Raw genomic sequence first — 12,412 nt, 5'->3', positions numbered from 1 at the left:
CTGGGCGCTACTCCGCTTGTCGCCTGAGGCGAAACTGTGGCGCCGCATTTTGACGGCGTCCGAAAATCGCCAGAACGGGCGCGGCTTCCGTGTCAGATCGCAAATCAGACAGGAGTTGCTCATGATGGATCAGACACGTCTCGCTCAGGCCTTCCGGGAACGGCACCGTTCAGGCGGATTGATCTTGCCGAACTGCTGGGACGCAGCCAGCGCGCGCATCTTCCAGGCCGCCGGATTTGACGCGGTCGCAACGACCAGCGCGGGGGTCGCCTGGTCGCGGGGCGTTCGTGACGGCGAGGGGCTGGGGCGGGAGGATATGATGCGGGAGGTCGCCGCCATCGCCCGCGCCACAACTCTACCGCTCAACGCCGATGTCGAGGCGGGCTACGGTCCGAGCCAGGCGGATGCGGCGGAGACGGCCCGTGCGACCTGGGCGGCCGGAGCGGTGGGACTCAATTTCGAAGACGTCGACTACGCCGCCCCCCGCGTCTTGATGACGATCCCGGATCAGCAAACGCGGATCGCGGCCATCCGCGCTGCAGCGCCTGAAGTGGTGATCAACGCTCGCACGGACGTCTTCCTGTTGGGGCTTGGCGACAGCGAGGCAGAGCGGATCGATATGGCGGTCGAACGGGGACGAGCCTGGCTGGCGGCGGGAGCGGACGTGGTCTTTCTGCCCGGCGCAATCGACCCCGTCGTCGTGGCCCGTCTAGCGCAAGGCATCGGCGGGCCGATCAGTCTGATGGCGGGGCCTGACGCGCCCCCGGCCTCGATCCTCTTCGCGGCGGGGGCCTGCCGGATCAGCACAGGCCCCTATCCGATGCTTGCGGTTCTGGAACGACTGAAGACCTTGGCCGATGGGCTCGCAAAGGATTGGAAGGTCATGTCGCCGGCGGGCGACGGTCTGGCGAGTATCGGCGCCGTCTTCGGCTGATCGGGCTCGCAAAATCAGCCCAGCTTCCCCACTATCAGCTTTCACCAACAGGGGATGTGATGGCCGAGGCGACGACGGGACTGGATCTGGGCGCGGCTGCGGCCCTGCTAGCGGCGGGCGTCATCGCCGTGCCGGTGTTCAAGCGGGTCGGTCTGGGCTCGGTGCTCGGTTATCTGGCGGCGGGTCTGGCTATCGGGCCGTTCGGCCTGAAACTGTTTCAGGAGCCCGAGACCATTCTTCATGTCGCCGAGTTCGGCGTGGTCATCTTCCTGTTCATCATCGGGCTGGAGATGCGGCCCAAACGCCTGTGGGGGCTGAGGAAAGAGATCTTTGGCCTGGGCGCGGCCCAGGTGCTGTTCTGCGGCCTGATCCTGACCCTGACCGCCATGCTGGCCGGCTTCTCGGCGCCGGTCGCCTTTGTCGGCGCCATGGGCTTCGTCCTGTCATCGACGGCCGTCATCATGCAGATGCTGGAGGAGCGGGGCGAGATCGCGGGTGGGCCCGGACAGCGGTCCGTCTCCATCCTGCTGCTGGAAGACCTGGCCATCGTGCCGCTTCTGGCCATCGTCGCCGTCCTTGCCTCGGTGCTGGGCGTCGCGAACGAACAGGCGCCCCCCCTGTGGCAGACCATCGGCTTCGCGGTCGCGGCGGTCGGCGGCGTGCTGCTGGCGGGCAAGTATCTGGTCAATCCGATCTTCCGCCTGTTGGCCCGCTACGGCGGTCGCGAGGTGATGACGGCGGCGGCCCTGCTGGTCGTGGTCGGCGCCGCCTGGGCCATGTCGCTGGGCGGACTGTCGATGGCCATGGGCGCCTTCCTGGCCGGAGTCCTGCTGTCCGAATCCACCTTCCGCCATCAGCTGGAAGCCGATGTGGAGCCCTTCCGCGCCATCCTGCTGGGTCTGTTCTTCCTCAGCGTCGGCATGTCCCTGGATCTGTCGGTGGTGGTCGCCGACTGGCGTCTGGTGGTCGGCGGCGTGATCGCCTTCATGGCGGTCAAGGCGCTGGGCATCTATGCCGTCGCCCGCCTGTTCAAGGCCTCGCACCACGAGGCGGTCGAGCGTGCGGCCCTGTTCGCGCAAGGCGGCGAGTTCGCCTTCGTCCTGTATGGCGCGGCGGTGACGGCCGGCCTGTTCGACGCCCAGGTCGGGGCCATGCTGTCGGCCATCGTCATCCTGTCCATGGCCCTGACGCCGCTGACCAGCCTGCTGACCCAGCGCCTGCTGCCCAAGCCGACCCTGTCGGCCGAGGACGCCGAGGGCGTGGACTTCGCCAAGGACCTGCGCGGCCAGGTTCTGATCATCGGCTTCGGCCGGTTCGCCCAGGTCGTGTCCCAACCCCTGCTGGCGCGGGACGTGGACGTCTCGATCATCGAGAACGACGTCGAGATGATCCAGGCCGCCTCCCAGTTCGGGTTCAAGGTCTACTATGGCGACGGCGCCCAGCTGCACACGCTGCGGGCCTCGGGTGCGGACGAGGCCGAGATCGTCCTGGTCTGCGTCGACAAGCCCGAGGTCGCCGATCGCATCGTCGAACTGGTCAAGTCCGAGTTCCCAACGACCAAGATCATGGCCCGGGCCTTCGACCGGGGGCATTCCATGCGGCTGATCCAGGCCGGGGTCGACTATCAGATCCGCGAGACCTTCGAGTCCGCATTGAAGTTCGGCGAGCGCGCCTTGATCGAACTGGGCATGGACGAGGGCCAGGCGGCCGAGGCCATCGGCGACGTTCGCCGCCGCGACGAGGCGCGTCTGGACCTGCAGCTGACCGGCGGCATCAAGGCCGGGCGCCAACTGATGCGCGGCAATATGCCGACGCCGCAACCCGCTCCCTATGTGAAGCCGCGTCGCGAAGGCCGACTGCTGAACGAGGACGAGGCGGGTCCGGCCGCACCGGACACACGGCGAGAACCCGCCGAGACCTGACGCCCTATTGGGCGCCGGCCTCCTGTTGTCGCGCGCCGATCAACTCGGCCCGGGCCCGCAGACCGGCGTCCTGGGACACGGCGGTGGCGACGGCGTTGAAACGGTCCACCGCGAGGCCGGACCCCTCGACCGCCGCCGTCAGCTGGGCGCTCTGTTCCGGGGTGGCCTGGCCGTTCTGGACATTGGCGGTGACGGCGCGAATCTTGGTCATGGCTTCGACGAACTGGCGCAGTTCCGCATCGCTGACGCCGGCCGCGATCGATCCGGGAGCAGGCTTCGGCGCCTTCATGGCGTTGATGCGGGCGTTGATCACCGGGCTTTCGGCGGCGGCGTTGGAGATGGCGTTGAAGCGCACGACCTCGAGGCCGGACTCCTGAACCGCAGCCGCCATTTCGGCCTGTTGTTCGGGCGTCGGCTGGGCGCCGTTCAGGGTGTCGCTGACCGCGCGGACGCGGGTGATGGCGACATCGTACTTGCGCAATTCTTCGTCGGTGAAGTCGGCTGCGCCCGGGGCAGGCGCCGCGGTCGGGGCGGTTTCATAAGGGGTTTGGGCGTGTGCGCCGGCGGCGGTCAGCAGAGCGGCGGCGGAAGCAAAAAGAGCGAGGCGGGGCGCGCGCATGGTGCGTGGTCCTTTCGATCTGGCGTCCACTTATGCCGTGCAAGGACGGCGACGACGCAATCACGTCATCGCTCCCCGATGGCTGTGGCGCCTGTAAGGATAAAGGAGCGGGGAGCCCGCTTAATCTAGGCGTTCGCGGCGTGATCGCCACCCCGGCGGGCTGGAGAGCCGATCAAGGATACGTTAGACGGGCGTGATCTCACTGAGGTTTGTCCGTCATGAAACGTCTCGTCATCGCCGCCCTGGCCCTCGTCGCCGTCGCCACCCCCGCCGTGGTCGACGCCTGGGGCAACACCGGCCACCGGCTGATCGGGATCGCCGCAATGCGCGCCCTGCCGGCCGACATGCCGGGCTTTCTGAAGACGCCCGGCGCCATCGCCGACGTCGGCGAGCTGGCGCGCGAACCCGACCGCTGGAAGGGCGCGGGCCAGCCGCATGACCGCGAACGCGACACCGCCCATTTCATCGACCTGGACGACGCCGGCCACGTTTTCGACCTGCGTGGCATGCCCCTGGCCGAGCTGCCCCGTCTGAAGTCGGAATACGACGCCGCCCTGACCAAGGCCGGCCTGGACGTCGATGACGCCGGCTATCTGCCCTACGCCATGATCGACGCCTGGCAGAATCTGGGCCGCGATTTCGCCTACTGGCGCGTGCTGAACGCCGCCGAAAGACGTGAGACCAATATGGAGCGCCAGGCCTGGTACCGGGCCGACCGCCTGCGCCGCGAGGCCCTGATCCTGCGCGACATCGGGGTCATGGGCCATTATGTCGGCGACGGGTCGCAACCCCATCACACGACGATCCACTACAACGGCTGGGGCGAGTTCCCGAACCCCGAAGGCTTCACCAATTCGCGCCAGACCCACGCCCTGTTCGAAGGCGCCTTCACCAACCGCGTCGCCCGCCTGGACGCGGTCGAGGCCGCCATGCCGGCCGCCGATCTGGACGGTTTCGACGTCAAGGCGCGCACCGTCTCCTATCTGACCACCACCCTGGGCACGGTCATCCCCTTCTACCGGCTGGAGAAAGCCGGGGCTTTCCGCGACAGCGATCCGCGCGGCGCCGCCTTCGTCAATGAGCGTCTGGCGGCTGGCGCCGCCGAACTGCGCGACTTCATCGCCACCGCCTGGACCGCCTCGGGCAGCGCCTCCATCGGCTGGCCCGCCGTCAAGGTCGCCGAGGTCGAGGCCGGAACCGTCGATCCGTGGCTCGCCATGGTCGGTGAAGACTGATGTCCGACGCACGCCAAGTCCGCTTGGCGCAAGGCGCCGCCCTCGAGCGCCTGGGGCGTATCCCTGAGGCCGTGACTCTCTACCAATCCGTCGTGGCCGAGCAACCGGACCTGGGCGACGTCTGGTACGATCTGGGGCGGCTTCTGAGGCGTATGCGTCGCCTTGACGACGCCCTGACCGCCTATGACCAGGCCCTGGCCCAGGGCGCGCGCGATCCGCAGGAAATCCACCTGAACCGCGCCGTGATCTTCGCGGAGGATCTGAACCGGCCAGATGCGGCCGAGACCGAACTAAGGACCGCCCTCGCCATTGCGCCCGCCTATGCGCCCGCCTGGCTCAACCTGGGCAATCTGCACGAGGACGCCGGGCGACGCGACGAGGCGCGGCAGGCCTATGAGTCCGTTCTGGCCATCGACCCCGGCCATGGAACCGCCCTGGCGCGGCTGGCGGGCTTGCAGACGGCGACGACGCCGGACGATCCCCTGATCGGTCGGCTACGATCCGCCCTGGCCGCCACGCCCGAGGGGCTGGAACAGGCGGACCTGGGTTTCGCCCTGGGACGAATCCTGGATGTGGCGGGCGACTACGACGCCGCCTTCGACGCCTATGTCGCCGCCAACCAGGCGAGCGCGGCCCTGGCTCGGGCCAAGGGCGTCGTCTATGATCCCGCCAAGGCCGAGGCCTTTGTCGATCGTCTGATCGCCGCGACGCCGGCGCCGGCGACTGGGCTGGACGACGACGATCCCTCGGCCGCGCCGATCTTCATCTGCGGCATGTTCCGCTCCGGTTCGACTCTGGTCGAGCGCATCCTGGGCGGACACAGCGGCGTGCGCGCCGGTGGAGAGCTGGACTTGCTGCCGACCCTGGCCGCCAACGTCTTCAATCCCTTCCCCGAGGCCCTGGGCGTGTTCGATGACGCCAGCCGGCGCAAGATCCGCGACGTCTATCTGAACGCCGTGCGCGAGCGCGTGCCCGGCGTCGGCGTCGTCACGGACAAGCGGCCGGACAACATCCTCTATATCGGCCTGGCCAAGACCCTGTTCCCCAAGGCCCGTATCATCCACACCGTCCGCAATCCGATCGACAACGCCCTGTCGGTCTTCTTCCTGCACCTGTCCTACGACATGGCCTATGCGCTGGACCTGGAGCACGCGGCCCATTGGACGGCCCAGGAACGACGGCTGGCGGCGCACTGGAAGTCGGTCTGGCCGGACGACGTGCATGAGGTCGACTACGACGACCTGGTGGCGCGGGGCGAGCCGGCCGTGCGCGATCTGGTGGCGGCCTGCGGCCTGGCGTGGGAGCCGTCGGTGATGGACTTCCATCAGCGCCAGGGGCCGGTCCGCACCGCCAGCGTCTGGCAGGTGCGCGAGCCCCTGTACGCCCGTGCCTCAGGGCGGTGGAAGAACTATGCGCCGCGCCTGGACGATCTGCGCGCAGCTCTGGCCCGTTACGGTCTGGACGGGTAGGGAGGCGGCCATGTCCGCTTCTTCCGAATTCGCCCCCCCCGACCTTACGCCCCCCGATCTCACGCCCCCCGCCGTCATCCTCGACAAGTCCCAGATGGCCGAGAACATCGGCGCCGTGGCGCGGGTGATGGCGAACTTCGGCCTGTCGGATCTTCGTCTCGTCACGCCGCGCGACGGCTGGCCCCAGGAACGGGCCTGGGCCACGGCCTCGGGCGCCGACTGGGTGCTGGAGGGGGTGCGGGTGTTCGACAGCGTCGCCGAGGCCGTCGCCGACCTGAACACCGTCTTCGCCACCACGGCCCGCCCGCGCGAGACGCGCCAGCCGGTCCGCACCCCGCGCGAGGCCGGCCGCATCCTGTATGACGACACGGCCTCGGGCCTGAAGACCGGCCTGTTGTTCGGCGGCGAGCGGGCGGGGCTGGAGACGACCGACATCGCCCTGTGCGCCGGCATCGTCACCATTCCCATCGACCCGAAACACCATTCGCTGAACCTGGCCCAGGCGGTGGCGATCAACGCCTATGAGTGGCGGACCCTGATCCTGGACGCCCCGCCGCCGCGCTTCCGCGACAGTGAGCCGCCGGCGTCGAACGACCTGCTGGTCGGCATGTACGAACATCTGGAGGCGGAGCTGGAGAACGGCGGCTTCTTCTATCCGCCCGAGAAGAAACGTTCGATGAGCCAGAACCTGCGGGTCATGCTGGGCCGCGCCGCCTTTTCCGAACAGGAGGTCGCCACCATGCGCGGCGCCATCCACGCCCTGGCCAAGGGCCGGGGGCGTGTGCTGGCCAAGCTGGCGGCCGAGCGGGCGGCGAAGGGGAATACGAGCGAATAAGGAGTCGCTCCTTCTCCCCGTCATCCTCGGGTTAAGCCCGAGGATGACGCAAGAGGTCGTCATCCCGCCCCCAGCAGATCCGACCAGCGCCAGCTGCCCTTGCCCAGGGCGATGCGCGCGCCGTCGGCGCCGTCCTCAAGCTTCAGCACGGCCAGGCCTGTCATCCGCTGGGTCCTGCACTCGGCCGGGGCGAAGGCGACCTCCAGGGCGATGGCCTGGCGCACCCCGGCCAGGCCCTTGCCGGACTGGTTGCGGCTTTGCAGCCAGTCGCCGTTCCAGACCAGGATGGCCCGGCCCGAGGCGTCCATCTCCTCGCTGGCGGCGATGACGGCGCGGCGCACGGCGGCGTCGTCACGCACGGCGTCCTGAACCCAGCGGACCATGTCGCAAGTCCCGCCGCCCGAGCCTGATCCGGCGCCGGATCCGCCCGTCCCGCCGGCCCCGCCCACGCCGTTTCCAGCGCCGCCGCCCGGACCCGATCCAACCGTGGCGGCGCCGGCCAGCTGAGTCGCGCCCAGCAGGGGCAGGGGCGGTCCCGGCGGCGCGGGGGCGGCGGGCAGGGGCTCGACATCCGGCGGCGGCTTGGCGACGACTTTTCGGGGACGCGCTGCGGCCACGGCGGGCGGTCGAAGCTGGGGCGCGGGTTTGGGCGGCGCCGGGGTCTGAGCCGCTGCGGCCGGCGCGTCGGGCGTCGGCGCCGGATCGGGCGCGGGGATGGGAGTGGGCGGAGGCGGCGGATCGACCAGTTCGACCATCACCGGCGCCGCTTCATGGGGCGCCGCGAGCGGTTCCGGCCGCGCCGCTGTCATGACCAGCACCAGACCCGCATGGGCGGCGACGACGCAGGCTGCCGCCAGGAGCCACCGCCGGGTCGGGTCGGTGCGCGTGGCGCTCAATCGTCGATCCATGATGAGTCGAAGATGATCGGTCGCATGGTCATCGGCCGCCAATCCCTGTAAAAAATCACGACGCCCTGTTGAAAGCATTCGGTCGCGGCAGGAAGGTGGCGTGGTTGCGAATACAACCGACCGCTGTTCAAGATCAGCGATAGATCAGTTCATCCGCCACAGGGCGTAGCCTGTTGGCGGGCTAACGTACCGGCTCGCGCTCCGGTTCCGATCTGATGCAATAATCATGCGAATTCGGTGCGGATTATATGGCTAAGCTGACATTTTCCGGCCTAAAGCACGTCATTACTCCGCCTTGTCGCCTACGCCATTTTCATCTGGCGCATGAACTGGGTGTGGCGCCCCCGGCAAGAAGGAGACAGAACTTGAGCAGATCGAAACTCAGGACGGCGGTCGTCGGCGGCGCCCTCATCGCCCTCGGCTTTGCGGCCAGCGGCTGCGCCAGCCATCGTTTCGTGCGTGATCAGGTCGAGGTGGTGGACACCCGCGTCACCGGGGTCGAAGGCACGGCGGGCCAGGCCCTGCAACGCGCCAACGACGCCCACAAACTGGCCGAGGGCAAGTTCCTCTATCAGGTCGTCCTGTCGGACGATTCCGTGAAGTTCCCGACCGACGCCTCGGCCCTGTCGCCCGAGGCCGAGCAGCGCCTGGCCCAGTTCGCCCAACGTCTGCGCGACGAGAACAAGAACGTCTATCTGGAAATCCAGGGCTATACCGACGCCACCGGCCCGGTCGAACACAACAACCAGCTGGGCGAGCAGCGCGCCGAGGCCGTGCGTCGCTTCCTGAACCGCCAGGGCGTCGCCTTGAACCGGATGTCGACCATCTCCTACGGTCCGGAAGAGCCGGTCGCCTCCAACGACACCCCCGAGGGCCGGTCGCAGAACCGCCGCGTGACCATCGTGGTCCTCGCCTAAGCGCTTTCAGCCCTCAAGGCCTGAACGGCGGCCGCATCGCAGCGGCCGCCGTTTTCGCATCTACAGGGCGTCGAAGAAGGGGGGCAGGACTTGCGTCGCGGGGCCATAGACGCCTTCGTCGAACAGGTGCGCCCCTTGCGTCGGCGCCAGATTGATCTCCACGGTCCGCGCTCCGGCATGGCGCGCCGCCTGGACGAAGCCCGCCGCCGGATAGACCGCGCCCGAGGTGCCGATGGAGACGAACAGGTCACAGGTCTCCAGCGCCGTCTCGATCCGCTCCATGGCCAGCGGCGTCTCCCCGAACCAGACGATGTGCGGCCGCATCCGCCCCTGCGGATGATGCGGCGAGGCTTCGTCGGCCGCCATGTCGCCGGCCCAGTCCATCACCACCCCCGACCGGGTGCAGCGGGCCTTCAGCAGTTCGCCGTGCATATGGATCAGTTCGAACCCGGCGCCCGGCGGGGCCTCGGCGTGCGCCCGGTCGTGCAGATCATCCACGTTCTGCGTCACCAGCAGGAAATCCCCCTCCCACCGCGCCGCCAGCTCGGCCAGGGCGCAATGGGCGGCGTTCGGCTGAACCTGCGCCAACTGCCGCCGCCGCTGGTTATAGAAGTCCTGCACCAGGGCGGGATCCGCCGCATAGCCCTCCGGCGTCGCTACAGCCTCGACCCTGTGGCCGCACCACAGACCATCCTCGGCTCGAAATGTGGGCACGCCGCTTTCGGCCGATATGCCGGCGCCGGTCAGGACGACGAGGTTCATGATGTGATTGTTTGCCTGACCTGCGGCTCGGTCAGCAAGCGCCAAAATTCGCCAGATAGGCGGCGTAGTCGGGCCGGCCAAGAATCCATCGGCGCGCGATGTTGTTCCAGCCGTTCCGGGTCCTCTGTCGGCGCAGGGACCCCCGCGGCTGGATCAGACGATCGTTGCGCGTGGACGATGCAGACCCGTGATGTGTCAAGCCGCCAGGCTGGCGCGCAGATGGTCGATCATCAGCCGCACCTTGGGGGGGGCATGGCGGCGGTGCGGATGGACGGCCCAGACGCCTTCATCGGGCGGACGGTGCTCGGTCAGCAGGGCGGTCAGGGCGCCGGCGCGTAGCGGCTCGGTGACATAGAAGTCCGGCAACTGGCACAGGCCCAGCCCCTGGATCGCAGCATCCAGCACGGCGGCGCCCGAGTTGCAGCGCCATCGGCCCTGGGGGCGGAAACTGGTCTCGCGCCCCGCCTCGCTGAAGCGCCAGTGTTCCGATGATCCGGTCAGCAGATCGTGGGCCGGCAGTTCGGACAGGTCCCGCGGCGCGCCCCGCCGGGCCAGATAGGCAGGCGCGGCGCACAGGATCAGTCGCCGTGACGCCAGTCGTCGGGCGATCAGCCGCGAGTCCGTCAGATGCCCGAACCGGATCGCCAGATCATAGCCGTCGCCGACAAGGTCGCGCAGCCGGTTGTCCAGGTCCAGCTCGATCGACAGCTCGGCATGATCGCGCGCGAAGCGGTTGACCGCCGGGGCCACGAAGCGCTCGCCATAGGAGACGGAACAGGTCATCCGCAGCAGGCCGCGCGGGGCGCTGTCATCCGGCTGAACGGCCGCCAGGGCCTCGTCCCTTTCGTCGATCAGTCGGCGACAACGCGCCAGGAAATCGCGGCCTGCGTCGGTCAGTTCGACCCGGCGGGTCGTCCGGTTCAGCAGCCGGGTCTGCAGTCGGTCCTCCAATCGCGCGATCTCTCGGCTGACCGCAGAGGTGGAAAGGCCCAGCCGCTTCGCCGCCGTCGAGAAACTGGCCTGTTCAGCCACCGCCGTGAATTCGTCGATCCCGTCCCAACGACTGCTCATACGGAAGATGCAACACGATTGTCCCTGTCAGGCAATAATGTTTTGCGTTTATCGCCGTTTCATCGATGCCGGGGGCGGCCTAGAACAGGCTCACATCATCCAGCCTGTTCCTCATGTAGCAAGCCGCGCGCGGCGAGCGGTAGGGACGTCCGAAGGACCAAAATTATGAAAACCCGCGCCGCCGTCGCCTTTGAGGCCAAACGTCCGCTCGAGATCGTCGAGGTCGATCTGGAGGGGCCGCGCGCCGGCGAGGTGCTGATCGAGATCAAGGCCACTGGCATCTGCCACACCGACGCCTATACGCTGGACGGCTTGGACTCCGAGGGCATCTTCCCCAGCATTCTTGGCCATGAGGGCGCCGGCGTGGTGGTCGAGGTGGGGCCGGGCGTGACCTCGGTCGCGGTCGGGGACCATGTCATTCCGCTGTACACGCCCGAATGCCGCCAGTGTAAGTCGTGCCTGTCGCGCAAGACCAACCTCTGCACCTCGATCCGCGCCACCCAGGGCAAGGGTCTGATGCCCGACGGCACCTCGCGCTTCAGCTACAAGGGCCAGGCCATCGCCCACTACATGGGCTGCTCGACCTTCTCCAACTACACTGTTCTGCCCGAGATCGCGGTCGCCAAGATCCGCAAGGACGCGCCCTTCGACAAGGCCTGCTACGTCGGTTGCGGCGTGACGACGGGCGTCGGCGCCGTGGTCAACACCGCCAAGGTCGAGCCGGGCGCCAACGCCGTGGTCTTCGGCCTGGGCGGCATCGGCCTGAACGTCATCCAGGGGCTGAAGATGGTCGGCGCCGACATGATCGTCGGCGTCGATCTGAACCCGGACAAGGAAGAGTGGGGCCGTCGCTTCGGCATGACCCATTTCGTCAATCCGAAGGACGTCTCCGACGTGGTGGCCCATCTGGTCGAACTGACCGGCGGCGGCGCCGACTACACCTTCGACTGCACCGGCAACACGGTGGTCATGCGCCAGGCGCTGGAGGCCTGTCATCGCGGCTGGGGCGAGAGCATCGTCATCGGCGTGGCCGAGGCGGGCAAGGAGATCGCCACCCGCCCGTTCCAGCTGGTCACGGGCCGGGTGTGGCGGGGGAGCGCCTTCGGCGGCGCGCGCGGCCGCACCGATACGCCGAAGATCGTCGACTGGTACATGGACGGCAAGATCGAGATCGACCCGATGATCACCCACACCTTCCCGCTGGAAGAGATCAACAAGGCCTTCGACCTGATGCACGCCGGAGAGAGCATCCGATCGGTGGTGGTGTTCTAGGATTGCAGGGATGACGGCGGCGAGGGTCATTGGGCTGAACCATCTGACGTTCTCCGTCAGCGATCTGGACCGCTCCATCATCTTCTATCGCGACCTGCTGGGTTTCGAACTGAGGGCGGTCTGGGCGACGGGCGCCTATCTGGAAGCGGGAAGTCTGTGGCTGTGCCTTTCTCTTGATGAGGCTGCGCGACGGGAGCCGCATCCGGACTACACTCACGCCGCCTTCAGTGTGGACGCCGCCGCGTTTGAGGCCCTGTCGGCGCGGGTGCGCGCGGCGGCGGCGATCTGGAAGGACAATCGCAGCGAAGGCGCGTCCCTGTACTTCCTCGATCCGGATGGTCATCGGCTCGAGCTGCATGTCGGCGATCTCGAGAGCCGTCTGGCGGATTATCGTAAGCGGCCCGAGATCGGCGTGACGCTCAGTTAGTGCAAGACAAGGCGCTCCCGCCTAAGGATGGGGCGAAACAG

At 68.1% G+C, this 12,412-nt stretch carries 12 protein-coding genes; 8 read left to right on the top strand and 4 right to left on the bottom strand.

Features of this window, described 5'->3' with window-relative positions:
* Positions 1-121 precede the first annotated feature (121 nt).
* Positions 122-934 carry an isocitrate lyase/PEP mutase family protein gene (locus AC07NC_RS12505; protein WP_494569742.1) on the top strand — a complete coding sequence of 271 codons (813 nt, stop codon included), beginning with the start codon at positions 122-124 and terminating at the stop codon, positions 932-934.
* 59 nt (positions 935-993) lie between these two features.
* Positions 994-2,856, top strand: coding sequence for a monovalent cation:proton antiporter-2 (CPA2) family protein (locus AC07NC_RS12500; RefSeq protein ID WP_035310636.1), 1,863 nt, complete (start codon positions 994-996; stop codon positions 2,854-2,856).
* A gap of 4 nt (positions 2,857-2,860) precedes the next feature.
* On the opposite strand, the gene AC07NC_RS12495 is transcribed toward AC07NC_RS12500, so the two are convergent.
* Complete coding sequence (locus AC07NC_RS12495; protein WP_494569741.1) at positions 2,861-3,475, bottom strand: DUF4168 domain-containing protein; 615 nt, start codon at positions 3,473-3,475, stop codon at positions 2,861-2,863.
* Between the two features lie 218 nt (positions 3,476-3,693).
* On the opposite strand from AC07NC_RS12495, the gene AC07NC_RS12490 reads away from it, so the two are divergent.
* The 3 genes from AC07NC_RS12490 to AC07NC_RS12480 are packed head-to-tail and all read left to right on the top strand — an operon-like array spanning position 3,694 to position 7,014.
* Positions 3,694-4,710 carry a phospholipase C/P1 nuclease family protein gene (locus tag AC07NC_RS12490; RefSeq protein WP_494569740.1) on the top strand — a complete coding sequence of 339 codons (1,017 nt, stop codon included), beginning with the start codon at positions 3,694-3,696 and terminating at the stop codon, positions 4,708-4,710.
* Positions 4,710-6,179, top strand: a complete 1,470-nt coding sequence (locus tag AC07NC_RS12485) for a tetratricopeptide repeat-containing sulfotransferase family protein (protein WP_494569739.1) — start codon at positions 4,710-4,712, stop codon at positions 6,177-6,179. Before AC07NC_RS12490 ends, AC07NC_RS12485 begins: the two co-directional genes overlap by 1 nt.
* A 10-nt stretch (positions 6,180-6,189) precedes the next feature.
* Positions 6,190-7,014: an RNA methyltransferase gene (locus AC07NC_RS12480; RefSeq protein WP_494569738.1), complete on the top strand. Its 825-nt coding sequence runs from the start codon at positions 6,190-6,192 to the stop codon at positions 7,012-7,014.
* Between the two features lie 59 nt (positions 7,015-7,073).
* Here AC07NC_RS12480 and AC07NC_RS12475 read toward each other — a convergent pair whose 3' ends face one another.
* On the bottom strand, positions 7,074-7,910 hold the full coding sequence (locus AC07NC_RS12475; protein WP_494569737.1) for a hypothetical protein: 837 nt from the start codon (positions 7,908-7,910) through the stop codon (positions 7,074-7,076).
* 377 nt (positions 7,911-8,287) lie between these two features.
* Between AC07NC_RS12475 and AC07NC_RS12470 the strand changes: the two genes are divergently transcribed.
* Complete coding sequence (locus AC07NC_RS12470) at positions 8,288-8,839, top strand: OmpA family protein (RefSeq protein ID WP_008263328.1); 552 nt, start codon at positions 8,288-8,290, stop codon at positions 8,837-8,839.
* Between the two features lie 60 nt (positions 8,840-8,899).
* On the opposite strand, the gene AC07NC_RS12465 is transcribed toward AC07NC_RS12470, so the two are convergent.
* A complete protein-coding gene (locus tag AC07NC_RS12465) occupies positions 8,900-9,601 on the bottom strand; it encodes an NAD-dependent deacylase (protein ID WP_494569736.1) in 702 nt (233 codons plus the stop codon).
* A gap of 195 nt (positions 9,602-9,796) precedes the next feature.
* A complete protein-coding gene (locus AC07NC_RS12460) occupies positions 9,797-10,672 on the bottom strand; it encodes a LysR family transcriptional regulator (protein ID WP_494569735.1) in 876 nt (291 codons plus the stop codon).
* 165 nt (positions 10,673-10,837) lie between these two features.
* Between AC07NC_RS12460 and AC07NC_RS12455 the strand changes: the two genes are divergently transcribed.
* On the top strand, positions 10,838-11,944 hold the full coding sequence (locus AC07NC_RS12455) for an S-(hydroxymethyl)glutathione dehydrogenase/class III alcohol dehydrogenase (protein WP_494569734.1): 1,107 nt from the start codon (positions 10,838-10,840) through the stop codon (positions 11,942-11,944).
* 10 nt (positions 11,945-11,954) lie between these two features.
* Entirely contained in the window at positions 11,955-12,371 is a 417-nt protein-coding gene (locus AC07NC_RS12450) for a fosfomycin resistance glutathione transferase (RefSeq protein ID WP_494569733.1), read from the top strand.
* The last annotated feature ends 41 nt before the right edge of the window (positions 12,372-12,412 follow it).

It is taken from the genome of Brevundimonas sp. GW821-FHT10A07 (assembly GCF_059415785.1).
The sequence above is the reverse complement of the archived record's forward strand: the minus strand, read 5'-3'. Positions and strand labels throughout refer to the sequence as shown.